The following is a 23,979-nucleotide window of genomic DNA, read 5'->3' on the forward strand; positions in this document are numbered from 1 at the left end:
AATTGTAAAGTTCATAAGCCTGTAGAAGAAATTGCATAACTGCCATAACATTTACAAATAATACCTATGTTTACCTAATGAGGAGGGCATTAATCCAATGAATGATGGCGTTATATACAAACGAGGAGTTGTCCTGTTGATCACCCTGATGGCAGCCCTGATTGCTTCAGGATGCACGCAGAATAAAACGGTCAAAGTCGGTATTGAGCAAAACTTCCGTCCCTATACGTTTATTGACGGGGGAGAAAAGAAGGGCTTTGAGGTGGAGTTATGGCAAGCGATCGCCAAAAAGTCCAAACTTCAATATGAGTTGATTCCAATGGAAATGGGTGAATTGAATAAAGGATTAAGGTCCGGCGATATTGATTTGGCCATTGCTGGGAAGACAATTTCGGATGCACGCAGTAATGATCTTGACTATTCCGATCCTTATTTTCAAACGAACTTAGTGATTCTTACTGCTTCAGAGAACGCGGCTATCAAAGGGAAAGAGGACTTGGCTCAAAAAGCGATTGCAACCGAAAATGGATCAGCGGGGTATTACTATGCAAGTGAAATTCCAGGGGTGAAAATCCGTAGTTATTCCCAAATTGCCGATGCCTACAGTGAGTTAAACAACCATACCGTCGATGCAGTTATCGTTGAAGAACGCAATGCGCAGGACTTTATCAAAAACACAACGCAAGGAAAAGTGAAAATCGTAGGAGAGCCGTTCAAAAAAGATAGCCTTGCTATACTAGCTAAAAAGAAAAACAAGTACATCGGCAGGATCAACGAAGCGATCCAATCCGTATCCAAAGATGGAACGTATGAAGACTTGTATACAAAGTGGTTCAGTAGTAAACCGAAAATGATGCCAAATAAAATTAAAAAAGAAGTGGAACATGACTTACTACATGAATCGTAAGCATTATTCAACAATAAAGAGAATAACGCCATCAAAATTATTGTTAAGCCATAATCGGAATAGTTGGAATAAAGGAAGGATGACTTCTCCTGAAGGGGAGAGGCCATCCTTTTGTTTTGTACAATATATATTAACCTTGGGGGGAAGAGATTGAGGCTTTCGATAGTTGGATATGTTAAAATGTTTCAATATGAAGTCAGAGTCAAATAGTCGCGATGGGAGTGATATCTTGATGATGAATAATCGAAACTGGGCAGGAAATTATACGTACTCCGCCGCGAAATTCCATGTTCCCACGAACGTGGAAGAAGTACAAGCTTTGGTGGCTTGCAGCAGCCAAATCAAGGTGCTTGGCACGCGACATTCGTTTAATGGCATCGCCGACTGTACGGAAAGCTTAATCTCTCTTCAGAACCTGAATCGCGTGATCTCGCTGGACCGAACGAATAATAAAGTAACAGTTGAAGCTGGCATTCGCTATGGCGAGCTAGGCCAATATCTTCAAGCGAATGGATATGCGCTGCACAATTTGGCTTCCTTGCCTCACATTACTGTTGCAGGTGCATGCGCAACCGCCACACACGGTTCAGGTGATCGGAACGGCAATCTGGCGACAGCGATTCATGCTATGGAAGTCGTCAAAGCGGATGGGAGTATCGCCCTGTTCTCCCGCGAGCATCAAGACGGAATCATAGCTGGAGCAGCCGTTGGACTTGGCGGACTAGGGGTAGTCACGAAAATGACATTGAATGTCGTCCCCTCCTTTCAGATGAATCAATATGTCTACGACAATCTGGCACTGGCGCAGCTTGAAGAGCACTTTGACGGAATTTTCTCTAGTAGCTATAGTGTCAGCCTGTTCACAGACTGGAAGGAATCTTCGTTCAATCAAGTGTGGGTAAAGCGAAAAATAGGGGATCATATCTCCGCCACCGAGCAGGTGGAACCAGAGTTCTTTGGAGCAAGGCTAGCCGATATGCATCGCCATCCGGTGCCAGGCCACACATCCGAGAATTGCAGTGAACAGATGGGGATCCCAGGACCATGGCATGAACGGATGCCGCACTTTCGGATGGATTTCACCCCAAGTGCTGGGGAGGAGTTACAGAGCGAGTATTTTGTGCCCCGTCACCATGCCTACGAAGCCTTATCTGCGCTGGACAGCATCAAGGAGCTGATATCGCCACTTCTCTATGTTTCTGAGGTACGTACAATTGAAGAAGACGATTTGTGGATGAGTCCTTGCTATAAACAGAAGTCAGTTGCTATCCATTTTACGTGGAAACCGAATTGGGAGGCTGTTAGTCAGGTCCTGCCCATCATTGAAAAGCATCTTGAGCCCTTCCAAGCTCGACCACATTGGGGCAAGCTGTTTACGATGTCACCGGCCAAACTGCAGTCACGCTACGAGAAGTTGCCCGACTTTCAGCAACTGGTCCGTGAATGTGACCCACATGGAAAGTTCCGCAATACTTTCTTGAAAACGTACATTATAGGGGACTAGCTATGAAAAGAATCGGATGCTTTCATGCCCATTATTCGAATATTGAACACATTGAACATGCATTAGGCAGCTTGGATGTAGAATTAATCCATTTTGTCGATCCAGGTCTGGATCGTATCAAAAAGGATACTGATTTTGGGGCAGAAACCGCCCAAAAGAAGGTACTTGATACTCTGGATTGGATAGCCAATTGCCATGTGGACGCGATTTTAATTACATGCACTTTTTATACAGCTATTTACGATGAAGAAGTTCATCGTTATCCCATTCCGATCATCAAAATTGATGATCCTCTGTTCGAAGATATCTGTCAGCTGAATCAGCCTGCGATTGTTGCCTTTACGAATCCGAACACCGTTCAAGGAACGACGAATCAATTAGCAGCCTTCGCTAACCGGAAAGGGAAAGCGATTGATGTTGAGCCTTCTCTTCTGGAGAATACTTTTGAGCTCATCATGCAAGGTAAAAAAAGTGAGTACATTCAAGCTGTCTCCCAAGGATTGATCCAACTGCTGGAGGAAAACCCAACGAAGCATGTGGTTGCTGCCCAACTTTCGATGGTGCCAGCCGCACAGGCTGCCGCGAAGCAAACCAATCGTTCCGTTGGGAATCAACTCGACTCGTTGGCTGCCTTTTTGAAAACTGTTTTGGTCATATAAAGAGTTAGAAGAAGCAAAGAAGCCCCGATCCTTAATAGGAATCGAGGCTTTTTTACTCTGTAACGATGAAAAACAACGTTACAGAAGTTGAACCCGGCCTAGGGCCGGTCATTCAGCCTCTGTAACGATGAAAAACAACGTTACAGAGGTGAATCCGGCCTAACGCCGGTCATTCAGCCGCTGTAACGATGAAAAACAACGTTACAGAGGTGAACCCGGCCTAGCGCCGGTCATTCAGCCGCTGTAACGATGAAAAACAACGTTACAGAAGTTGAACCCGGCCTAGCGCCAGTCATTCAGCATCTGTTTGGTGTTACGGAATGACCACCGTATTCTTTTCCTGTAGCGTATTGAGGTCGTTCGCTTTAATTAATCCGTTCGAGACGGTATACAGCGTATCGCCGATATAGAGAACGCGCTGCACCTGTTTGTCGCCGGCATAGAAGTGTTGGCCAGCTTTTTGCAGCTCATCTTGCGTGAGATGCGTAATGCCTCCGCGGAACTGGAAGCCTTTTTCCAAATCAAGGTTGTAAACGTATGCCCCCTGGAAATCAAAGCTTCCGTAAGCGGCTGCCGAATTCTTCGGATTGCTTGACGCCTGATTCGGATCGATTTTCATCACGTTAACGGGGAAGGAAAGCAAATTCTTCTCCTTGGAGAATAGCAACGCACGGTGATTATTCAGCAGCTCGGAATCGGTTCCTCGATCCCCAATCAATTCCTTGAATTTCTCCTTCGGATTGTTCACATCGGAAACATCGAATAGCGCCACTTTCATGCCTTGGTAATAGGCGATGGATTGTGATCCTTTGGTATCGACCTCGATCGTATCTTTCCCGAAGCCAATAATATGATTTTCATCATACGGATGAAGATAATTGCTGTAGCCAGGAATCTTTAATGCCCCTAATAATTTTGGCGCAACAGGGTCTTTTAAATCCATGACAAATAGCGGATCGGTGTTTTTAAAAGTAACCATGTAAGCCCGGTCGCCCATGAAGCGGGTGGAGTAGATGCGCTCACCTGGAGCAATGTTCTCGATCTTGCCTACTTCCTTCAGGCTCGCGTCCAGAATGTAAACGTGGTTTTTCCACAATCCTATATCTGTTGTCGTAGCAAGACGAAGGTGACCATTGTGCTCATCCATGGAGAATTGATTCAGTAGATGTCCAGGTACCTTCCCGGTATTCTTGTACACGGCTTTTCCGGTGTTCAGCCCGAATTGATAAACGATCGTTTCCTGCTTTGGAGCTTCAACAGGCGGACTAGCTCCATTGGGCTCACCAACGCGTATACCTGGAACTGAAGAGTCTATAGGCATCGGTTGAAAACGCATTTGTTCATAGCTGGTAGCCGCCACATATAAGTTCTCTTCAGAAGCGTACACGTTCTGCCCCGATCCGAGGTACGAAGTGACATCCATCGTCTGTGCCAAATCATTCAGATTTATGCCTCCGATGAGCACATAGTTAGGCTCTAGGGCTTTGGGCAAATAATAAATCCGATCCAACGGAATCGAAGTGAAGGAATCACCGGCCGAGGAATCTCGATAAGCAGGGGCTAGTTCTTTTTGAGCTGCTGCCTTATCCGTCATCTCCCGGTATTGATAGTAATTGACATATTTATTGGCGATAAAATAGAGCGATGATCCGATTTTGCGAGAAGACATGTAGTTTCCTTCAAGCTCAGCGTCTTTCACAAGCTTCAGGTTACTCCGGTCTGTGAGATCGTAAATCATGACCTTCGTCGTTGCCTGCGATCGGATCGGTAAAATCATTTTCCTTTCTGAGATGCCGATGCTTGGTAAATCATTGTAAGGCACTGGTTTGAAGTTCTGATAAGAATGACCCAGCACGATGAGATGCTTGTCGTCAACGTAGATTTCACTTGGTTGGAACTGTGTGTCTTGCGTTTTCGGGAAATCAAGGATACTCATCACTTTCATCTGGTCAGCTGGATAGGCCTCCGTGACGACAATACGCTGCTTATTCACGGTGTAGATGTACGTTCCATCTGACTTGACGACATCGGATTCATCCACGCCTTGGACTTGCACATTCGTGCTAGAGTATTCGGGTGACACTGACTTGGCTGAATCCTGGACTGCGACACCTGCACTTACGGCTGTAGCGGGAGCGGAGGAGGTACTCAGGGATTCTTTTTTGAATTCATTGACCATCTTGCCATCTGTACTCTGATAGTTGGGTCCATTCTGCGTCAACAAGGTGACCAAGTGGTCAAAGGTTCCGACAACCGGCAAGCTGTCAGCTTGCTTCGTAATGCTCACAGAGCTAGTTGCTGAGTCCCAGCGGACAACAAGATTGGCGCTTTCCATGAAGAAACGAAGCGGTACGTAAAGAGAGTCGTCCACGATTTGCGTTATGCCTGACATGGTGGTTGCTTTTCCGTTTACGTACGCATATTCCGAATTCATCGGCAATTTTAGCTCGTATCCATTGCCAGTAATCACCGCAGTACGTTCAGCTCCTTGCCACGTCACGACCATATCTAAAGCGTTTGCAAGATCCCGAACCGAAGCCATTAGAATTCCGTCCATCATGCGAGGCTGCATCGAGAAAGCGATCGGCCGGCCATCGAGCTTGACCACAGTCTCCTGACCAGCATTCGTAGTCACAGGAGTAAAAGCGGATGTTAAGATTATCGCGGTAAGCAGGAGGCCGGCGGCCCAACCCTTTTTCTTCATCTATCTCATCCTTTGCTTAGTTAGTTTTCATTTCCATTATTTTTATCTGTACCCACTTAACGGATGAAATGGTGAATTTGTTTCACACATTTTAAAATATTTTTGCATCGTTGAAAATAGCGATATGTACCCATTTTGATATATGATAGTTCTATGAAAAACATGGAAAAAATGAGTCGTCGTTCCTTTTTGAAGAAGGGTCTGCTGCTGGGCGGTGGTTTACTGGCAGTCCCCCCTTTAAGTTATGGCTATGCCACGTGGGTGGAGCCCCGCTGGTTGCAAGTTGAGCGTGTTTCGCTGTCATTTCCTACACTGCCGGAGGCATTCAAGGGATTGCGTGTGGTGCAATTCAGTGATCTGCATTTTGGTTTCCATTTAGATGTCAAACAATTGACTAACGTAGCTCTGGTCATTCAGGCGGAAAAACCAGACATCGTATGCTTTACTGGCGATCTCGTCGATTATGCGATTGGTCCATCTGGTCAAGCAATTCGAGATGTATTGCGTACGATCACAGCGACTAACGGCTGCTATGCTGTGCTCGGCAATCATGATTACTATGGAGATGTGGAAGAAGTAGCGGACGTTCTAGAGGGTGGTGGATTTCACTGCCTGCGTAATAAGGGGGTGCGGATACAGAAAGGCAACCAATCCATTTGGATCGCTGGCATAGAGGATATGTGGGAGGGTGTTCCTGATCTTAAAGCAGCTATGAAGTCGGTAAAAAAAGAAGAGTGGGTGCTCCTGTTATCCCATGCACCAGACTTTGCCGATATTGCTTCCGAAGAAGCCATCCATTTGCAGCTCTCAGGACATTCCCACGGTGGTCAAGTTAGACTCCCGTTCATCGGACCGTTGGCTTCCGTGCCTTATGGCGTCAAATATCCGGCCGGACTGTATCATGTAGGGACTAATAAGTCACTTACCCTTTATACGAATCGAGGAATCGGTGTGTCGGTGCAACCCATTCGGTTCATGTGCCGACCTGAGATAACGGTGTTTACGTTGGTTTGAATGAAATGGGCCGTCCTAATAGGTTATTTGACCTTAGGGGACGGCTTTTGATTAGCGAGTTCTTCGGGCATAAGTAACACAAAAGTTATGGAAGGTTGTGGTTTCATGCCAAACTATCGAAATGAGCAAATCGTAAAATTCGTGGCGATTTTCTTAGGACTGATTATATTATCATTCATAGCCAGTCTAGTTTTAAGTGGTATGTTAGACCCTGTAGGTGATGAAGGCACAATAATTGTTTTATGTATCGTAATTTCTATTCAAATGTCCTTGCTTACTGCTATTTTACTTACAAGACAAAAGAAATGAATGTTTCGAAGCGGCTTTTCCTTCAGGCTAGAAAGGAGTCCAAATGCAAACGTACAGCCTACTCGAAAATCTTCTATTTCCTCCTACGTTTTTGAATAAACAGAAGCTGGAGAAGCAGCTAGAAGGAAAGACGGTGCTTATAACGGGTGCCAGTTCCGGAATAGGCGAACAGCTCGCGTATCTACTTTCTGACATGCAGGTTCATCTGATCTTGGTGGCTAGACGTGAGGACAAGCTCTTAGCTATGCAAAGTGAAATCGAAACGAAAGCAGCCCGAGTTCGTGTGTTCCCTGCGGATCTTCGAAATGAGAAGGACATGGAGGGATTGCTGACCTTTCTCCATCAGCTTCCAGATGGGTTGGATATCGTTGTTAGCAATGCGGGCCATTCGATCAAGCGTTCAATAAGGCAGTCATTGGACCGCTATCACGATTTTACGCGCACCATGGCGATCAATTATTTTGCCCCAGTTCAACTGCTGCTGTCTACCGTGCCACTTCTTGAAAAAAGCCAAGGCCACGTCATCAATGTCTCGACGATCAATGCCATGCTGCTCCCTTTGCCGCATTGGGCTGCGTATCAGGCTTCGAAGTCAGCCTTCGATACCTGGTTTCGTTCGGCCGCTCCCGAGCTGAACAGGATGGGGATCTCCACGACCTCTATTTACCTTCCACTCGTTAGGACACCCATGATTCTGCCAACCGCTGCGTATCGCAAAATGCCTGCCATGAATCCTCAGCAGGTTGCTAAGATGATAGGGAAGGCGATCTATACCCGAAGGCACACATTCAAACCGTGGTGGTTGATCTTCGGACAACTCGCTTCCGTTATTTTAAGAAGATACTGGGACAATGCCATGCCAAGCATGCTGCGGAAAAGGGATAATGGCCATGAGAATGTATAAACTGATCTATGTGTTATACACAATTAGACTGCTCTCGCTGTTTGCGTTGTTCCGGTTAGCTTCCGCCATCTATACCTCAGGCATCAATCTGATGACTCTGCTGCATTTTGCAGCTAGAAGTTACGGGGACAAAATCGCTTTAGTAGATGAGCAGGAAACCTTAACTTACAACCAATTGTTTGCACAATCCGATGAGTTAGCGACCTTATTGAGAATGAGGTATCAACTTGGGTGCGGCATGAAGGTGGGCTTTTTGTGCAAGAATCATGCTTCTTTGGTGAAGGCCATTTATGCGGTTTCTGTAACGGGGGCGGATAGTTATTTACTGAATGCAGAAATGAGCAAGGGGCAATTGCAAACAATTCTGGCGCGTAAAGAGTTAGATCTATTGATATATGATGAAGAGCTAGGCTCCTTGCTTGAGCAAACTACGTATACGAATGCCAAATTGTTGAGTTATCACGATTCCTTGCCAGCAATAAATAACATACTTTTTACAAACAATCACGAAAAACAAACACACAAACAACGACGAGCTTCCTCCGGGAAACTAGTTCTGCTGACCGGCGGGACCACAGGAAACGCCAAAGAAGCGGCACATAAACCCTCGCTATTCAATTATTTGGATCCTTTTACGGCATTCCTTACACGACTAAAAATTCCGGAAAAACATACTGCGTATATTGCGACCCCCATTTATCATGGTTATGGCGTAGCTGTGCTGCTCTTATTCTGCGCTTTAGGCAAAAAAGTCGTTATTCATCGTGGATTCGATGCAGAGAAAGCATGCCGGTTGATACGGAAGCATCAGGTTGATATCATAACGGTTGTTCCCTTAATGTTACATAAAATGTTAAAAACCAATCCGGACGATTTGAAATCACTTTCTTGCATAGCTTCAGGAGGTGCAGAGCTCAATCCCAAACTGGTCAGAGAAACGAAGAGTCAATTGGGAGAAGTGTTGTACAATCTGTTTGGTACTTCGGAAGCGGGCCTGAATATCATCGCTTCACCACAGGATTTGACCTACTCTGCACATACGATCGGCAGGAAGATTAAGGGCGTCCATTTTAAAGTCATGGATGATCAGAAGAAAGACGTCGAAGTCGGCAGTATAGGTAAATTTTGTATTAATAACAAATGGTCTATGAGAAACAAGGCTAATACCTGGATCGAAACCGGTGATTTGGGCTATCGTGATGAGAAGGGCTATTATTATTACTGTGGGAGAGCGGACAGTATGATTGTCTCAGCCGGGGAAAATGTCTATCCTTTGGAAGTGGAACAAATTGTGCGGACTCACCCTTTCGTAGAGGATGCAGCCGTCATCGGGATTTCGGATGAGCATTTTGGACAGCGGTTGAAAGCTTTTGTCCTTTTGGCTCCTGATGCGAAAATAACAACGGAGGAGCTGTTGGAATGGCTGCGCACCAGATTGGCACGATTCCAGTTGCCCAAAGAAATCATCTTCGTTGACGAAATTCCATATACAACCTTAGGTAAATTGGATAGAAAAGTGCTGAATTAGGCTTTTATATATAGAAATAATCCCCCAAAAAAAGGAGCAATGGAGCCATGTACGAACATCTCGTTATATTCAAGTTCAATAGCAACATCACGCCAATCAAACAGCAGGAATTGCTGGAACAATTGCTCGCATTTCGGGATCGTATTCCCGGGATATGTGATATAAGTGCAGGCATCAACGTAACGGAGGAAACACAAAATATAAAGGGCTACACGCTTGGGTTACGGGTTACTTTCGAAGACCTTGCGTCCTTACGTTCCTATGGTCCGCATCCGGTTCATCAGGAATTTGTTAAATCGCTGGATGGAATTCTGGAAGATGTTATTGTTGTTGATTATCCAAAGGTTTAAGCAACCAGTACGAGGCTGCCGACTTAGATCGGTAGCCTTTGCTATGTGCTCACTGTTTTAAGACTTGCATTTCGCACATACGCCATAAAACTCTACCTTGTAGCTTTCGACCTGGAACGAACCGCTATGTGTACCGACTGCCATCAGCGCATCGGTTTCATTAGGCTCCACATCGTAGATCTCACCGCAAACCTTACAATTAAAATGCCAGTGTTCCGTTTCGTTTAATTCAAAGTTACTTGACTTGTCGCCATGCGTGAGTTCTTTGACGACTCCGATCTCTTTCAGCTTTTTGAGCGTGTTATAGACTGTAGCTTGACTGACATAAGGAAATTTCTCGGTCATCATGGAATAAATCCGATCCGCTGTTGGATGGGACAATTCGAATAGGAGTTCGACGATATGAATACGCTGGGGAGTAAGACGTAGCCCTACTTCTTTCATATTGTCTAATACCGTATCCTTACTCATTATGATCACCTTCTTAGTCTTTTTTTCGATAATTTCTGTTTTAATAATACGAAAGCAAAGAGCAGTATTGAACGACAAATACTGCTCTTTGCTGTATAGACGTTTCTATTTCAGATCGTAACGATCCGCATTCATTACCTTGACCCAGGCAGCTACAAAGTCGCGCACAAACTTCTCTTTGTTATCGTCTTGAGCATAAACTTCTGCAATGGCACGCAGAACGGAGTTTGAGCCGAACACGAGATCAACTGTAGTCGCTGTACGAACGACTTTACCCGTATTGCGATCGCGTCCTTCAAATACATCTCCGCCAATAGGGTTCCACTGTACGCCCATATCGAGCAAGTTAATAAAGAAGTCGTTCGTGAGTGTGCCTATACGATTCGTGAATACACCGTGTTTGGTGCCACCGAAGTTCGTACCTAGAACACGCATACCGCCAACAAGAGCTGTCATTTCCGGTGCAGTCAGGTTCAGCAGGTGTGCTTTGTCTACTAGAAGCTCTGCTGAGCTTACACGATATTGCTTCTTCTGATAATTGCGGAAACCATCAGCGATCGGCTCTAGCACTGCGAAGCTTTCTGCATCGGTTTGCTCTTCTGTTGCATCACCGCGTCCAGGAGTAAATGGAACCGTTACATGAAAGCCTGCATCACGTGCAGCTTTTTCCACCGCGGCGCTACCACCAAGCACGATCAAATCAGCGAGGCTCACTTCAGTAACGAGGTCATCTTGAATGCCCTCTAGGATCGTAAGCACTTTGATAAGTTGATCGGGTTGATTCACTTCCCATTCATTCTGTGGTGCAAGCCGAATGCGGGCACCGTTAGCGCCGCCGCGCATGTCAGTACCACGGAAGGTGCTAGCCGAAGCCCAAGCCGCAGTTACCAGTTCACTGACTGTAAGGCCAGAGTCAAGAATCTTTGTTTTGAGATCTTCTACTTCTGAATCAGTTAATGCATATGTAACAGCCGGCACAGAATCTTGCCAGATCAGAATTTCTTCAGGAACTTCCGGCCCAAGATATCTTGGAAGAGGACCCATGTCACGATGTGTGAGCTTAAACCATGCACGAGCAAATGCATCTGCAAATTCTTCTGGATTCTCATAAAAACGACGAGAAATTTTCTCATACGCTGGATCCACGCGTAAAGCCATATCCGCGGTAGTCATGATCGTCGTAACACGAATGGATGCATCTTCTGCGTCTGGAGCGAGATGCTCTTCAGCAGGATTTACTGGCGTCCACTGATGCGCGCCTGCAGGGCTCTTCGTAAGCGTCCATTCGTATCCGAATAGGAGTTCAAAATAACCATTATCCCACTGTGTCGGATTTGCAGTCCAAGCCCCTTCAATACCGCTGGTGATGGTATCGCGACCTTTGCCTGAGCCGTGCGTGCTGAGCCAACCTAAGCCTAATGCTTCGATAGCAGCAGCTTCCGGCTCTGCACCTACATGCGCAGCATCACCTGCACCGTGTGCTTTGCCGAATGTATGTCCACCGGCTACGAGGGCAACAGTCTCTTCATCATTCATACCCATCCGTTTGAAGGTATCGCGGATGTCGCGTGCACTTGCAAGCGGATCCGGCTTACCGTTCGGACCTTCTGGATTCACATAGATAAGTCCCATTTGAACGGCGGCAAGCGGATTCTCAAGCTCGCGATCGCCTGTATAACGCTTATCCCCCAGCCACTCTGTTTCTACACCCCAGTAGATGTCTTCTTCGGGGTGCCACACGTCCGCACGTCCGCCGCCGAAACCAAATGTTTTGCCACCCATCGATTCAATAGCGACATTGCCAGTTAGAATGAACAAGTCGGCCCAAGAGATTTTGTTGCCATACTTTTGTTTAATCGGCCACAGCAGTCGACGAGCTTTATCAAGGTTGCCGTTATCAGGCCAGCTGTTAAGAGGAGCAAAACGCTGTGTGCCGGTTCCAGCCCCACCGCGGCCGTCACCTGTACGATAAGTGCCTGCGGAGTGCCAAGCCATGCGGATGAAGAATGGACCATAATGTCCGTAGTCAGCTGGCCACCAATCTTGACTGTCCGTCATGAGATCACGCAGATCCCGTTTAAGCGCTTGGTAGTCTAATTTTTCGAATTCCTTTGCATAATCAAAATCGTCGCCCAAAGGGTTCGATTTGCGGTCATGTTGATGGAGAATGTTTAAATTCAACTGATTTGGCCACCAGTTTCTATTCGTCGTACCACTAGATTTGTGACTTGTAGCGCTTCCATGCGAGAACGGGCATTTTCCTGAGTTAGCAGTATCCATAGAACTCATTTCTACCTCTCCCATCAATTTAAATTAATTTTTAAATAATAATGATTATAATTTAATTTATAAACCAATTCAGAACAGAAATCAACGTTTTTTTTGTAAAGTTAAAGAGTACTAGTCTTATATCTATGCAAAATTAATTGGGACATAACCACCTAGCTCACGATTGAACAAACGCAAAATTATATCTCAATAAATATCAAGAAACTGTAAGATGGCATATACAAGCTCCCCCAACATACAATGAGTTGTACAAGATGTTGCTTGACGATGGGGGAGCTATGAATCCTAAAACACGTATGATTTTACAAATCGCCGCGACTTACATGGGGACTGTGGTTGGTGCAGGATTTGCCTCGGGGCAGTCCATCATGCATTTCTTCACGATATACGGAGCCTATGGCGGAGTTGGGATATTGATTGCAACGTTCTTTTTTATATGGATTGGTACGAAGATGATGATTCTCTCCCACAGACTTAAGGCCTCCTCCTATCAGGAGCTCAATTATTATCTATTTGGAGATATTTTTGGGAAAGTCGCCAATACATTGACGTTTATCATCTTATTTGGTGTAACCGCTGTGATGATGTCCGGTACTGGATCGATTTTTGAGGAGCAGCTGGGATTACCGTATCAATTTGGAATCATCATTAGTATTTTACTGAGCTATCTGGTGATGAGCAAAGAAATGAATGGCATTTTGGCAGCAAATTCACTTGTGATGCCTTTGATGCTTTTTTTCATGGTTCTTGTGATCATCCAGGTGGTTGGCGTAGATGGAATTGGGGAAGCTACTAATTGGCAAGAGCAGCAGTCACCGAACCATTTGAAATGGATCATTAGTCCTTTTACCTATGTTGCATTAAATTTTGCTTTTGCTCAGGCGGTTTTGGTGCCATTGGGTAGTGAAGTGAAGGATGAGAGCATATTGAAATGGGGAGGCTTATGGGGGGGCATAGGGCTTGGCGTTATGCTATTAATTAGCCATTTTGCAATACATTCACGGATGCCAGAGATATTGAGTTTTGATATTCCGATGGCTGAAATTATACGAGATTTCGGGCGGTTCTTCCATGTTCTATTCATAGTGGTCATCTACGGGGAAATATTAACGACGATTATTGGTAATGTGTTTGGAATCACCCGACATATTGGGCGTATCTATGCGCTTCCACGGAATTGGGTAGTTCTGGCTACCTTGTTGACCTGTTTATTAATCAGTCAGGTTGGTTTCACATCACTTCTAACTTATCTGTACCCGCTTTTCGGGTATATGGGGATAATTCTTCTTATTTTTCTAATCGTAAGACCTGCACCTGGTAAGTAATATCATTTGAAAAGTCGGAGGAGCACTAGTCATGCTGGTAAGAAAATAAAACTAAAGCCCTAAGGGAAAGAATCCCTAGGGCTTTTTTGTGCTTTTGTTAACCACATGAATGATGACTACATCATCAATTCCATGATTACTATTTCTTCTTTTTTCTGCTTTTACCATGATTTGGTTTGTTATCTCTTTGGTCTTTAGCGTGATTTTCTTGTTGTTGGTCGTGTGTTGTCATGACATTAGCCCACCCATCTGAGGAATTGGAAACATAAATAGTGTACTCATCTAAGGATTAATATAAGCTGCCACTTTGTACCAATTACTAATTATCATCAACTGGAAGATGTTGAGTCTTGCCACACGTTGAACTTGTTTCCATCAGGGTCCTTGAATTTAAACTGCAAACCACAACTATCATGGTCAATTAACGCTTCAACATCAACTCCATTTTCTCGAAGCCTCTTATGAAGTTCAACAATGTTCTCAACTTCAAATGTTAAAGAGAACATTTCATAGTTTTCTCCCTCCCATTGGTTGGTGATAAAGTTTGCAGTTTTTTTATGAACTGTTTCTAATAGAAACAACCACTGTCCGTCTCCTAAGATAATTATTGCTCCATCAGGTTCACGTTTTCTTACCGTTAAACCAAAAGTCTCCCCATACCATTTGGCAGCTTGCTCTAAATTTGTAACAGGTAAGTAGTTGCAAAGAACCCTTTTTAGAATAGGTTTTTGCAATACCTGCTGTTGTTGTAATTCGGTTAGTTCTTTTTCCGCCATCGGTTGTTCCACCTCTCCGGTTAAATTACTTCGATATATAGACGACTCCATATTGTCAAACCCGTCACATGCGGCAACATTTTTTATGTATTTTCTACGGCATGATATTTATTTCCATCGGGGTCATAAAAAGAAAAGAGTTTACCGAACAATCTGTTAGTCTCAATAGGATCGGTAATAACGCCATTGGTTGTTAATTGTGACCATAAATTATCAATATCAGGTACTGAAAAAGTTAAAATAGGTATTATTGTTGGAGAATGTATGTGGCATTCGAGCAAATAAAGTTCATGACCCATTTCCAATTGAAGATTACCATGAATGCTGATTCCTAAGTGAAAATGACTGACGAACCAATCTGCTGTTTGTTTTTTATTTGTAACAGGGATATAGAAGTGTCCCATTCTTTTCAATACTTTTTCACAAACCAATTGCTCAAAATCATGACCTAGTCGATAAGGTCTGAAATAAAGTTCGGAATCGTCGGCAAGGTAGAGTTTAAGCGTTTCCCTGGCACGACGAATACGGCTTTCCACCGCGGATACAGACATAGTTAGAAATTGACTGATATCTTTCATTGACCAATCACTTAAATAGTGAAGAATAATGGCGGATTTACTTTTATCCTCTAATGTTTGCAAGGCGTTCCATATGGATTCTTTAATGACATGCTGATCAAGCCAAGAATTGACGTCGTCTGATTTTTGGGCAATAGTTTTGTTAAGGGGAAGGATTGTCTTTCTCTTTTTTACAAAGTCAAGACTAGTTCGATAAGCAATGGAGTAAAGCCAACTACCAAGCCGAGAGTGATCTTTCAATGTATGTAGATTATTGTAACATTTCACGAAAGCCTCTTGTGTAACATCCTGGGCTTCATGAAAGTCCCCTAATACGCTATATGCAACTGAAAGAAGGGCGTTTGAATATAGTTGCACGATCTTACGAAACGCTTCGAAGTCGCCGCTCTGAGCATCGATTATCAGTTGATGGTCAGATGGATGTGTATCATCAATCATTGTTTATCACCTTCCAATGATTAACATATTCATCCGGTGTCGTGTGGTTTCCTGCATACGCTGAAAGAATATTGATTTGCTATACCACATCGGTAAAGGTGAGCTGAATCACGGGTAAAGGTTGAACTAAATGGTAATATTTTGATACAATTAAAATGTCAAAAATCAGGAGCTGCATGGAAGCAGCTCCTTTTTTATTTCATTAAAGTACGGGGGACATATGCGGGAAGCCATCGATGAATTAGTCCGTAATTATTTTCAAGATTCGGTTTATGAAATGGAGTCGGTTCCATTTGGTTTGACCAACCTCACCAAGATAATAAGGATTCAAGGAGAAAAGGTTGTAGTTCGTATCTACAATCCATACACCAAACATATAGAGGGCATTGAACTAGAAAGCAGCATAACGTCATTTTTAAGTAAAAATGATCTATCGTTTCGAGTACCTGTATTTCTTCGTACACGTACTGGAGATGAATACGTACAATTGTCGAACGGCATGCTTGGTGCAATCGTATCTTTTGTTGAAGGAGACGTTCCTAGATTGTCAGACATCAAGCATGCTGCTGATTATGGTCATGTGGTTGGGGAAATCTCATCTGCACTAAATCAGTATGAAACAGGGAATCTGGTATTCCGCGGGAAATCGTTTTTGGAGATATATGCGATTCATCCACTTTCCGATGATCAAGCTGTAAAGTCGTTTATGGAAGCCCCACCTTTTGATATACCTGAGAATTACCTGACTTTCTATGGCGAAATGGTTTCTTCTGTGGAGAAAAACAAGCACCAATTAACAGATCTGCCCAAACAACTGGTGCATCACGATGTATTGATATTTAACTTATTGGCTCAGGAGAACAAGATCCGGGGTGTGCTGGATTTTGATTTGACATCCTACGATGTCGGCTTTATGGAATTCGCCATTTGCCTTAATCATGTGCTTCAGATGAGTAATGGTTCGTTGGAAATGACGGAAGCCTTCATTAGAGGCTATGCTGAATTTCGCAAATGCTCGTTGCAAGAAATCGAACACCTTCACTTATTAACCCAGGTTTATCATCTAGCTGTACTTCATTTTTATATGGGTCAGCATTATTCGGGGAACGACATTAAACAGAACTTCAATTACATTCTCAATCAATTCTACACGAGACATCACTGGTTGAATCAAAATGGTGTACGCATTCAGAAATTATTACAATTGTACATGCTGGAGGAAAAATGATTACATTTAACATTTGCTTCATTAGACAAGGCAATCATGTGTTATTACTGAACAGAGAGTTCCCTAGTTGGATGGGATGTTGGAATGGTATTGGCGGGAAGCTTGAAATGGATGAATCACCTAGGCACTCCATGGTTCGCGAAATAACCGAGGAGACCGAAATAGCGGAATCTGACTATCAACTGCGGTATAAAGGACTGGTAACGTGGACTGTAGATCACCAGCAGTTCGGGGGCATGTATCTGTATGAAGCACGGATTCCGGAAGATCGCGTGTACAGCACGCCTAGGAAAACAGTGGAAAGCATTTTAGACTGGAAATCCATGGAATGGATCATGCACCCTAAGAATCAAGGTCTCGCTGCAAATGTGCCAATAGTCATGAATTACATAAACGAAGAGTCACCCTACCATCATCATTGTACCTACCTAGAGGGAAAACTGGCGGCTATTTCATCGGAAGTCATTGATGATCTGACTGAAAACAAGGAACAGATGAAACAATATGTAGCGTTATTCAATTAAAGATTGCTCAATGCGCGAGTCATTTCTAATACATAATTGAAAGGATGATTGTAAAATGGGAAAATTAACACCATATCTTTTATCAATGGATGCGAGGTCTCAAGCAGCGTTTTACATACAATCGCTCGGCGGTGAGATTGTTTCTATCATGACGCATGAACAGTTAATGGGAGCACAACATGAATTTAAGGATAAAGTCATGCATTTAAGTATGGTTGTTGCCGGCGGGAATGCCATTTTCATGACGGATAATTTTAAACCGTTTACGCCAGGTCCTGGCATCTCACTAAGTATATCGTACGAAACCGAAAATGAAGCTAGTGAAGCATTCGCGAAGCTTGCGGTAGGCGGTAATGTGAGGTATCCGATAGAACAACAGCCTTTTGGCTTATTTTACGGCGAACTTATGGATAAATTCGGTGTAGCATGGATGATCACTGCTGAGCCTAAGGTGTAAAATGATATATGTGGAAACGTCTAGATTGCAATTACGTGACTGGGAAGAATCAGACTTAGCGCCATTTAGTCGACTAAATGCAGATGAACAGGTTATGACCTATTTTCCTAGAACCTTATCGATCGACGAAACAAACGTGTTCTATCAATCAATTATTACTGAATTGAAAGAATGTGGATTCGGGTTATATGCCGTGGAAGTAAAAGAAAATAAGGAGTTTATCGGGTTTATTGGATTTCATAGGGCAACCTTTGAGGCTGAGTTTACGCCGTGTATAGAAATTGGATGGCGATTGAAGAAAGAGGCATGGGGAAGAGGCTACGCAACCGAAGGGGCGGAAGCTTGTTTACATTATGGATTTAACGAATTGGGTTTTAACGATGTTTATAGTTTCACAGCCTATGTTAATAAGCCTTCACAAAAAGTAATGATAAACATCGGTATGCGTTTTGTTAAAATGTTCAACCACCCGAAAGTTGAGAAGGAAAGTCCTCTAAATGAACATGTTCTGTATCATATACATCAAAAATGAATCAGAGATTCTCAATCAGTGATATAAAAGATCACTTCCGAGTACTCGGGTCACGGTCACAATATACTCATGAATGCATCAGATATTTCCAAAATTAGTAAGATATAATGATGGTAAAGTATCTCAAATGAAGGAGTTGACCGCCCTTATGACTGTTCGTTTGCCGCGCAAAATCAGCAGAAGATCCTTTTTAAGCACATCAGGAAAATTGGTTGTAGGTTTGTCTGGCGTATTACTTGGGAATACGGCTTTGTTCTATTACGGGGCAGTCCATGGGAAAAAGCAGGATGAGCAGGCGCATGGAACTACTAAGGAAATTCCCAGTAGTTTCGTTAAGATCGGCGAATTGGAGAAATTAAATGCCATGACTGGCTTTGATAGAATTCACTATACCGCTACGATCGAGGATGCTTGGGTAAAAACGCCTAAACAAGGTTTCGTATATGTGACGAAAGACGAGAGCGGCGCGCTTGTCATTCTTTCACCGGCATGCACGCATCTAGGCTGTTCGGTGGAGCCTGCTACGGAAGCGCAGCGGAGTAAAAAAAAGGAGCTGTTCTTTTGGTGTCCTTGTCACGGAGCTGAATTTGATAAGATGGGAAATGCTGTCGGTATCGTGCTGCCGGGATTGGAAACGTATAAACCCCTCATCATATCTGGTGATGTGTATGTGGATATAGCGGCTCCTGAGGGGCGTTCGTGAATGTAAAAACAAATAAAACCACAACCGCGACGGTTGTGGTTTTCAGTATGTGCGCTTAAGCATGTCTTCGAGCCCAATATTGCTTCCAATGAAAATACATGAAACATCCAAAGCAAAATCCGCATAACGCCAGCACGACAGCTATGGTTAGCATACTTAGTGTTAGATAGGCCAGTGTCGTGAAATTGAAAATCGAAGCCGTTATGATAACGATGAGAAAAAGAATGGCCAACAAGTTGTTGAAACGCAGCAGCTCGCGGCTTTCTGTTCGTGAACTGATAGGAAAGAGTGGAGATAACAGCCGGACAAATAGATTGTATTTTACGCCATAAGAACGACTAATTAGCTGTACAATCAATGGAAGGACTAGAATCCAAAGCTGTTGACTGAGAACACTGACAAGAATACTTAGCAGAATCCCTAGTTGATTACCCCGCACACGATGCAAAGGAACCTCATCTACACAATCGTAATCGCCCCGTAATAGTTGGTTCGTCATGGTCATCCTCCGTTCACAATGAATTGTTAGTATCTTCATTATACACTAATTCAGAGTATTCTGATAGGAATAAAATAAATTATTTACCGCGGATTTTTCATAAACATACTCGGAGTCATGCCCTGCCATTTACGGAATTGATTCGTGAAATGATTATAATTTTGAAAGCCAACATTATAACAAACGTCAGAAGCACTTCGTCCCGAATGGGCTATCATCAGAACCGCTTGTTGGATCCGCATACGATTCAGTGTATCAATGATGGAATAGCCGGTGCTCTCTTTGAACAGATGAGATAATCTCGACGGGGAGAGACCGACTGTTTGTGCAAGATCCTCAATACGTATCTGTTCGCGCATCTGCTGCGAAAGCAGGTGAAGAACTTCTTCGATGCGGGGGTCCATTTTGCGGATGCTTTTCTGTGCCATGATAAGGAGGATTTCCCGCAAGGAACTGCAACAAAGCTCGAACCAATACTCCCCACGTTCCCGGGAATCTGCTAATATGCGGGTGAAGGCTAGGTGAATTCGCTCTTGGATGGATTCGTTTTCGATCGTTAAGAAGACCTGATCTTCCTGTGGAAGTAAGTTGGTTTCCGTTATGATTGGGGGAAAATGCGCCCATACAAATTGCCAGATTTGGTTTTTCATCGTGCCATAATGATGGGGAGTATCAGGTGCTAGTAAAATGATGTCCCCTTTGTTGCAGACACGTTCTATACCGTGTTGTTTTACGAAGCCAGCCCCCTCTAAGGTAAACATGATTAGCCAATCATTAAGACCATGAGGGCGTTTAATTGCATACGTATCAGGCTCTATGTAATGACCGGCGATGAGTTTATTTATATCCAATTTCATGATGGAGAATCCCTTTCTCTACGTGTGTGATGGTTTCTAGTATACCATGTAATAGCAGGATTGTAGGAATGATTAGCAAGATTATTACTTCTATGTAACCGCTTATTTCGATATGCTTAAGACATAGAAAAACAAGTTGATGACGGAGGTAAGAGCGATGACGAAAGCACTATTGAAACTGACGAAGGAACAGAAGCAGCATTTTGAGACAGAGGGATACGTGATCGTGAAAGGGTTGTTTTCGGAGGCAAATCTTGTTGAAATTGACGAGACCTTTGAAGCGATTAGCCATCAAAAGATTCCTGGTTATTTTGATCCTGAGCTGACGGCTGAAGTCGTAGATCCCTTGAAACGCTACCCGCGTGTCATGCACCCGCATCGGTTTAATGAGACTGCCAAAACCTATATGCTGCATCAGCCCGTATTAGAAGTATTAGCAGATTTGTATGAGGAAGAGGCACTGGCTGCTCAAAGTATGTTTTATTACAAACCACCGGGCTCCCGGGGGCAAGCGCTTCATCAGGATAACTTTTATTTGCAGGTGGAACCAGGCAATTGTATTGCGGCTTGGACGGCGATCGACGCGGCTGATGAGGAAAATGGGGGATTGCTCGTTGTACCGAAAACGAATGCACTCGAAATTTCATGTCCCGACATCGCAGATGCGAAGGAATCATTTACGACTCACTACGTGAAACCGCCCAAGGATGAGAAGGCAATGCCGGTCATCATGGACCGAGGCGATGTGCTCTTTTTCAATGGGAACTTGATTCATGGTTCGTATCGTAACAAGTCCCAGGATCGCTTCCGCCGTGCGTTCATCTGCCATTACGCCAATGCCTCATCGACGCACATTAATACTCATTACCGACCTTTGTTCCGAGCGAACGGGGAAGCTGTTTCTTTGGAGGCTAACCCGGATGGCGGACCGTGCGGCAACGAGTTTGAAACAGTGTACCCACATTAAATAGGAATAACGGATTGTAGGAATCGTTCTAAGGCAGAGTTTGGCCTGGGAGCGATTCTTTTTTTGCAAATAGTTCTGGGATTCCGTCGTGATTCGCTTGACAGGTTCAACGGTTCAATTTAATCTAGAGGAGAATGTTAAACGTTTAACCGATGGAGCTGAAAAACATATATGAGTAAACCAAAACAAGTCACAATTGTAGAAGTGGCAGCAGCAGCAGGGGTATCGATTGCCACGGTCTCCAATGTGCTGAATCGAGGTGGGATTCGCTCGTCCAAGGAGACGATTCGCAAAGTCGAATTGGCGGCAGAGCAATTGGGGTATCGACGCAACACCATGGCAGCGGGGTTAAGTCGTAACAAAACCTTTGAAATTGGCCTCATTGTTCCCGGGTTGACGAGTTATTACGGACGGTTAGCGGAGTACTTACAGCTGGAAGCCCATCATGCGGGTTATCATTTATCGGTCTTTTCCTCAGGTGGATTCGATCCGACGATTGAACGGAGAAATTTAGAGGTTCTGTTACAGCGAAGAGTGGATGGACTCATTTGTCATGGATTAGCGATGGGAATGGATTCAACACGCGCAATTGTAAATAGCGGCACACCTTTAGTGCTCATTAATGGCTGGGATTGGCCTGAGGATATTGCCGTTGGCGCCGTGAATTTAGGCTTTGCCGAGGCTTGCAGGCAGTCAACGAAGCTGCTTGTAGACCGCGGCTGTGATTCACTTATCTACGTGGGCAGTAAGCACGCCAATGTGATTGATGAACAGCGCCGCCAGGGATTTGAGACGGGTATCCAACAACTGACTGTGGAGATTCCGCATCAAATCGTGGAGATGAAAGAACTGGACTTGGAGTTATTTTTCCAAGAGATGTTGGCAGGGCCGTCTCAGCGAACGGGCATCATTGCTTTTGATGATCATATTGCCTTGAAACTGCTTTCAGCAGCCAATAAATTGAAGATCGACTTCCCAGACCGACTACAAATGATCGGCATTAATAATGATTATATAGCGATGCATAGCTACCCTGGCATTTCAAGCTGGGATATTCCTTATCAACTTCAGGCACAAATGGCTATCAATAAATTGCTTCATAAGTTTGGGCATACCGTAGAGGCAGGCGAGGAACGAGAATTTGAAGTTCCGCTTTCTTTCATAGAACGTGAAACAACCCAATTAGTCTGAGATGGAGTGATTTGATCATGTGGAACCAGGCTATCGAGGATGCTTTGGACAAAACGAAGGTCAATATTGAACGCTTCGGGGACAGGCTTTCTTGAGCGCGGTTCTTACAGCGTTCGCGGTGGCGCGGCTCCGGATGATTACGTGATTTGGGGCGACTACTATTACCTAGAAGCGCTGCTTCGCTTGGAAAAAGGCTTCAAGGCTTATTGGTACGAATAATTAATGTGGATAAAGATAGGCCTTCGGCTAACATGCGGGAGGTCTTTTTTGTTGTTGGCTATCGCGCCCCCTGGGATAAAAGGGAGGGATATGGCGCGCTCAGCGAAACGGCGTTGGCTGTATGCTTATTACAGAATAGCAGCGTCGCTCAATGGATAAATACAGTGTAATTGGCTAATTAAGCGATAAAATGATCATTTCATTGGATTTATCCAATGGTGGCTTCTGAAAACGGGCAAAAAAAGGCCTATATCGGTCGATCTGACTGGATTTATCCAATCAAATTCATTTTCAGGCTACTATTTAGAGCATTCTACTGGATTTATCCAATGGAACGATGGGCGGAGGCGGTGGAATGTTGCGAAGGTGTGCGGGTTTTACGCCTACGCAGTATAAAAGTAGGATGGGGTGAGTGGGGGGCTCTGTCCCCCGCCCCTGCAAGCCGCAAGCCGCAAGTCGCAAGTCGCAAGTCGCAATCCGCGACCCGCGACCCGCAATCCGCAATCCGCGACCCGCGACCCGCAAGCCGCAAGCCGCAAGTCGCAAGCCGCAAGCCGCGACCCGCAAGTCGCAATCCGCAATTCGCAAGCCGCAAGCCGCAACCCACAAGCCGCAAGCCGCGAGCCGCGAGCCGCGACCCGCAATCCACAATCCACAGCCGCAAGCCGCAAGCCGCAAGCCGCAAGCCGCGACCCGCAAGCCACAAGTCGCAATCCACAATCCACAACCCGCCCCCCGCAACCCGCCCCCCCGCAAGCCGCAACCCGTCCCCAAAAATAGATGGATTTTATGTAGTTAATTTAACCACTTTAGTGGAAATATGAGGAATTAATGGATTTTATACAGTTAATTTAAGCCGAAATGGTCAGATTGGCCGTATTGGCGAAAATTAACAACATGTTTTCCAGTTAAACTGAATTTGGATCCAATTTGTCAAAAAAATAGCTGTAGTTTTTCCAGTTATTCTAATTCTCGGATCAAGAGGGAGAACATGCGTGAGTGGAATCTTACATGCCCAGTAGAGATATATGTGTTAAAAGCAGCTA

At 44.4% G+C, this 23,979-nt stretch carries 24 protein-coding genes and 1 pseudogene; 17 read left to right on the forward strand and 8 right to left on the reverse strand.

Features of this window, described 5'->3' with window-relative positions:
* Window positions 1-97 precede the first annotated feature (97 nt).
* The 3 genes from AC58QC_RS12175 (at window position 98) to AC58QC_RS12185 (ending at window position 3,070) form a co-directional block, all read left to right on the forward strand.
* On the forward strand, window positions 98-907 hold the full coding sequence (locus AC58QC_RS12175) for a transporter substrate-binding domain-containing protein (RefSeq protein ID WP_497415404.1): 810 nt from the start codon (window positions 98-100) through the stop codon (window positions 905-907).
* Window positions 908-1,139: 232 nt separating this feature from the next.
* The gene (locus AC58QC_RS12180; RefSeq protein WP_497415405.1) at window positions 1,140-2,411 is read left to right on the forward strand and encodes an FAD-binding protein; all 1,272 of its coding nucleotides are present in this window, start codon (window positions 1,140-1,142) and stop codon (window positions 2,409-2,411) included.
* A 2-nt stretch (window positions 2,412-2,413) separates the two neighbouring features.
* The gene (locus tag AC58QC_RS12185; RefSeq protein ID WP_497415406.1) at window positions 2,414-3,070 is read left to right on the forward strand and encodes a hypothetical protein; all 657 of its coding nucleotides are present in this window, start codon (window positions 2,414-2,416) and stop codon (window positions 3,068-3,070) included.
* 313 nt (window positions 3,071-3,383) lie between these two features.
* Here the strand turns inward: AC58QC_RS12185 and AC58QC_RS12190 are convergent, their stop codons facing one another.
* Window positions 3,384-5,774, reverse strand: a complete 2,391-nt coding sequence (locus AC58QC_RS12190) for a beta-propeller domain-containing protein (RefSeq protein WP_497415407.1) — start codon at window positions 5,772-5,774, stop codon at window positions 3,384-3,386.
* Window positions 5,775-5,927: 153 nt separating this feature from the next.
* On the opposite strand from AC58QC_RS12190, the gene AC58QC_RS12195 reads away from it, so the two are divergent.
* From AC58QC_RS12195 to AC58QC_RS12215, 5 genes are all read left to right on the forward strand, one after another.
* Window positions 5,928-6,788 carry a metallophosphoesterase gene (locus tag AC58QC_RS12195; protein ID WP_497415408.1) on the forward strand — a complete coding sequence of 287 codons (861 nt, stop codon included), beginning with the start codon at window positions 5,928-5,930 and terminating at the stop codon, window positions 6,786-6,788.
* A 105-nt stretch (window positions 6,789-6,893) separates the two neighbouring features.
* Window positions 6,894-7,097, forward strand: a complete 204-nt coding sequence (locus tag AC58QC_RS12200) for a hypothetical protein (protein WP_497415409.1) — start codon at window positions 6,894-6,896, stop codon at window positions 7,095-7,097.
* Between the two features lie 43 nt (window positions 7,098-7,140).
* A complete protein-coding gene (locus tag AC58QC_RS12205) occupies window positions 7,141-8,001 on the forward strand; it encodes an SDR family NAD(P)-dependent oxidoreductase (protein ID WP_497415410.1) in 861 nt (286 codons plus the stop codon).
* Window positions 7,988-9,529 (forward strand): AMP-binding protein, encoded by a 1,542-nt coding sequence (locus AC58QC_RS12210; RefSeq protein WP_497415411.1) that lies wholly within the window; start codon window positions 7,988-7,990, stop codon window positions 9,527-9,529. Before AC58QC_RS12205 ends, AC58QC_RS12210 begins: the two co-directional genes overlap by 14 nt.
* A 47-nt stretch (window positions 9,530-9,576) precedes the next feature.
* The gene (locus AC58QC_RS12215) at window positions 9,577-9,879 is read left to right on the forward strand and encodes a Dabb family protein (RefSeq protein ID WP_497415412.1); all 303 of its coding nucleotides are present in this window, start codon (window positions 9,577-9,579) and stop codon (window positions 9,877-9,879) included.
* Between the two features lie 57 nt (window positions 9,880-9,936).
* Here AC58QC_RS12215 and AC58QC_RS12220 read toward each other — a convergent pair whose 3' ends face one another.
* A complete protein-coding gene (locus AC58QC_RS12220) occupies window positions 9,937-10,350 on the reverse strand; it encodes a Fur family transcriptional regulator (RefSeq protein ID WP_497415413.1) in 414 nt (137 codons plus the stop codon).
* A gap of 105 nt (window positions 10,351-10,455) precedes the next feature.
* Complete coding sequence (gene katG / locus AC58QC_RS12225) at window positions 10,456-12,639, reverse strand: catalase/peroxidase HPI (protein ID WP_497415414.1); 2,184 nt, start codon at window positions 12,637-12,639, stop codon at window positions 10,456-10,458.
* A gap of 278 nt (window positions 12,640-12,917) precedes the next feature.
* Here katG and AC58QC_RS12230 point away from each other — a divergent pair, with 278 nt between their 5' ends.
* On the forward strand, window positions 12,918-13,964 hold the full coding sequence (locus tag AC58QC_RS12230; RefSeq protein ID WP_497415415.1) for a YkvI family membrane protein: 1,047 nt from the start codon (window positions 12,918-12,920) through the stop codon (window positions 13,962-13,964).
* Between the two features lie 329 nt (window positions 13,965-14,293).
* Here AC58QC_RS12230 and AC58QC_RS12235 read toward each other — a convergent pair whose 3' ends face one another.
* Window positions 14,294-14,740: a VOC family protein gene (locus tag AC58QC_RS12235; RefSeq protein WP_497415416.1), complete on the reverse strand. Its 447-nt coding sequence runs from the start codon at window positions 14,738-14,740 to the stop codon at window positions 14,294-14,296.
* Window positions 14,741-14,823: 83 nt separating this feature from the next.
* Entirely contained in the window at window positions 14,824-15,756 is a 933-nt protein-coding gene (locus AC58QC_RS12240) for a sigma-70 family RNA polymerase sigma factor (RefSeq protein WP_497415417.1), read from the reverse strand.
* Between the two features lie 220 nt (window positions 15,757-15,976).
* On the opposite strand from AC58QC_RS12240, the gene AC58QC_RS12245 reads away from it, so the two are divergent.
* From AC58QC_RS12245 to AC58QC_RS12265, 5 genes are all read left to right on the forward strand, one after another.
* Window positions 15,977-16,984: a phosphotransferase enzyme family protein gene (locus AC58QC_RS12245; RefSeq protein ID WP_497415418.1), complete on the forward strand. Its 1,008-nt coding sequence runs from the start codon at window positions 15,977-15,979 to the stop codon at window positions 16,982-16,984.
* Window positions 16,981-17,508 (forward strand): NUDIX hydrolase, encoded by a 528-nt coding sequence (locus tag AC58QC_RS12250; protein WP_497415419.1) that lies wholly within the window; start codon window positions 16,981-16,983, stop codon window positions 17,506-17,508. The genes AC58QC_RS12245 and AC58QC_RS12250 overlap by 4 nt, the downstream gene beginning before the upstream one ends.
* Before the next feature lie 55 nt (window positions 17,509-17,563).
* On the forward strand, window positions 17,564-17,965 hold the full coding sequence (locus tag AC58QC_RS12255; RefSeq protein ID WP_497415420.1) for a VOC family protein: 402 nt from the start codon (window positions 17,564-17,566) through the stop codon (window positions 17,963-17,965).
* Window position 17,966: 1 nt separating this feature from the next.
* Window positions 17,967-18,497, forward strand: a complete 531-nt coding sequence (locus AC58QC_RS12260) for a GNAT family N-acetyltransferase (RefSeq protein WP_497415421.1) — start codon at window positions 17,967-17,969, stop codon at window positions 18,495-18,497.
* Window positions 18,498-18,645: 148 nt separating this feature from the next.
* Window positions 18,646-19,200: a Rieske 2Fe-2S domain-containing protein gene (locus AC58QC_RS12265; RefSeq protein ID WP_497415422.1), complete on the forward strand. Its 555-nt coding sequence runs from the start codon at window positions 18,646-18,648 to the stop codon at window positions 19,198-19,200.
* Window positions 19,201-19,255: 55 nt separating this feature from the next.
* Here AC58QC_RS12265 and AC58QC_RS12270 read toward each other — a convergent pair whose 3' ends face one another.
* Together AC58QC_RS12270 and AC58QC_RS12275 are read right to left on the reverse strand one after the other, a co-directional pair.
* Window positions 19,256-19,699: a DUF4395 domain-containing protein gene (locus AC58QC_RS12270; RefSeq protein WP_497415423.1), complete on the reverse strand. Its 444-nt coding sequence runs from the start codon at window positions 19,697-19,699 to the stop codon at window positions 19,256-19,258.
* Between the two features lie 83 nt (window positions 19,700-19,782).
* Window positions 19,783-20,556 carry a helix-turn-helix domain-containing protein gene (locus AC58QC_RS12275; protein ID WP_497415424.1) on the reverse strand — a complete coding sequence of 258 codons (774 nt, stop codon included), beginning with the start codon at window positions 20,554-20,556 and terminating at the stop codon, window positions 19,783-19,785.
* 157 nt (window positions 20,557-20,713) lie between these two features.
* Between AC58QC_RS12275 and AC58QC_RS12280 the strand changes: the two genes are divergently transcribed.
* From AC58QC_RS12280 to AC58QC_RS12290, 3 genes and pseudogenes are all read left to right on the forward strand, one after another.
* Window positions 20,714-21,523 (forward strand): phytanoyl-CoA dioxygenase family protein, encoded by an 810-nt coding sequence (locus tag AC58QC_RS12280; RefSeq protein ID WP_497415425.1) that lies wholly within the window; start codon window positions 20,714-20,716, stop codon window positions 21,521-21,523.
* Window positions 21,524-21,694: 171 nt separating this feature from the next.
* Window positions 21,695-22,714: a LacI family DNA-binding transcriptional regulator gene (locus AC58QC_RS12285; protein ID WP_497415426.1), complete on the forward strand. Its 1,020-nt coding sequence runs from the start codon at window positions 21,695-21,697 to the stop codon at window positions 22,712-22,714.
* Window positions 22,715-22,798: 84 nt separating this feature from the next.
* Window positions 22,799-22,933, forward strand: a pseudogene (locus AC58QC_RS12290) (glycoside hydrolase family 88 protein); the annotation flags it as partial.
* 303 nt (window positions 22,934-23,236) lie between these two features.
* On the opposite strand, the gene AC58QC_RS12295 reads toward AC58QC_RS12290, so the two are convergent.
* Window positions 23,237-23,653: a hypothetical protein gene (locus AC58QC_RS12295; RefSeq protein WP_497415427.1), complete on the reverse strand. Its 417-nt coding sequence runs from the start codon at window positions 23,651-23,653 to the stop codon at window positions 23,237-23,239.
* Window positions 23,654-23,979 lie beyond the last annotated feature (326 nt).

The organism is Paenibacillus sp. J22P51, assembly GCF_059692215.1.

Coding starts and splice junctions, on each gene's coding strand:
- AC58QC_RS12175 (WP_497415404.1), top strand. CDS start 98: ATGAATGATGGCGTTATATACAAACGAGGAGTTGTCCTGTTGATCACC.
- AC58QC_RS12265 (WP_497415422.1), top strand. CDS start 18,646: ATGACTGTTCGTTTGCCGCGCAAAATCAGCAGAAGATCCTTTTTAAGC.
- AC58QC_RS12275 (WP_497415424.1), bottom strand. CDS start 20,556: ATGAAATTGGATATAAATAAACTCATCGCCGGTCATTACATAGAGCCT.
- AC58QC_RS12245 (WP_497415418.1), top strand. CDS start 15,977: ATGCGGGAAGCCATCGATGAATTAGTCCGTAATTATTTTCAAGATTCG.
- AC58QC_RS12220 (WP_497415413.1), bottom strand. CDS start 10,350: ATGAGTAAGGATACGGTATTAGACAATATGAAAGAAGTAGGGCTACGT.
- AC58QC_RS12180 (WP_497415405.1), top strand. CDS start 1,140: ATGATGAATAATCGAAACTGGGCAGGAAATTATACGTACTCCGCCGCG.
- AC58QC_RS12205 (WP_497415410.1), top strand. CDS start 7,141: ATGCAAACGTACAGCCTACTCGAAAATCTTCTATTTCCTCCTACGTTT.
- katG (WP_497415414.1), bottom strand. CDS start 12,639: ATGAGTTCTATGGATACTGCTAACTCAGGAAAATGCCCGTTCTCGCAT.
- AC58QC_RS12190 (WP_497415407.1), bottom strand. CDS start 5,774: ATGAAGAAAAAGGGTTGGGCCGCCGGCCTCCTGCTTACCGCGATAATC.
- AC58QC_RS12285 (WP_497415426.1), top strand. CDS start 21,695: ATGAGTAAACCAAAACAAGTCACAATTGTAGAAGTGGCAGCAGCAGCA.
- AC58QC_RS12210 (WP_497415411.1), top strand. CDS start 7,988: ATGAGAATGTATAAACTGATCTATGTGTTATACACAATTAGACTGCTC.
- AC58QC_RS12215 (WP_497415412.1), top strand. CDS start 9,577: ATGTACGAACATCTCGTTATATTCAAGTTCAATAGCAACATCACGCCA.
- AC58QC_RS12255 (WP_497415420.1), top strand. CDS start 17,564: ATGGGAAAATTAACACCATATCTTTTATCAATGGATGCGAGGTCTCAA.
- AC58QC_RS12235 (WP_497415416.1), bottom strand. CDS start 14,740: ATGGCGGAAAAAGAACTAACCGAATTACAACAACAGCAGGTATTGCAA.
- AC58QC_RS12250 (WP_497415419.1), top strand. CDS start 16,981: ATGATTACATTTAACATTTGCTTCATTAGACAAGGCAATCATGTGTTA.
- AC58QC_RS12280 (WP_497415425.1), top strand. CDS start 20,714: ATGACGAAAGCACTATTGAAACTGACGAAGGAACAGAAGCAGCATTTT.
- AC58QC_RS12270 (WP_497415423.1), bottom strand. CDS start 19,699: ATGACGAACCAACTATTACGGGGCGATTACGATTGTGTAGATGAGGTT.
- AC58QC_RS12230 (WP_497415415.1), top strand. CDS start 12,918: ATGAATCCTAAAACACGTATGATTTTACAAATCGCCGCGACTTACATG.
- AC58QC_RS12260 (WP_497415421.1), top strand. CDS start 17,967: ATGATATATGTGGAAACGTCTAGATTGCAATTACGTGACTGGGAAGAA.
- AC58QC_RS12200 (WP_497415409.1), top strand. CDS start 6,894: ATGCCAAACTATCGAAATGAGCAAATCGTAAAATTCGTGGCGATTTTC.
- AC58QC_RS12185 (WP_497415406.1), top strand. CDS start 2,414: ATGAAAAGAATCGGATGCTTTCATGCCCATTATTCGAATATTGAACAC.
- AC58QC_RS12195 (WP_497415408.1), top strand. CDS start 5,928: ATGAAAAACATGGAAAAAATGAGTCGTCGTTCCTTTTTGAAGAAGGGT.
- AC58QC_RS12240 (WP_497415417.1), bottom strand. CDS start 15,756: ATGATTGATGATACACATCCATCTGACCATCAACTGATAATCGATGCT.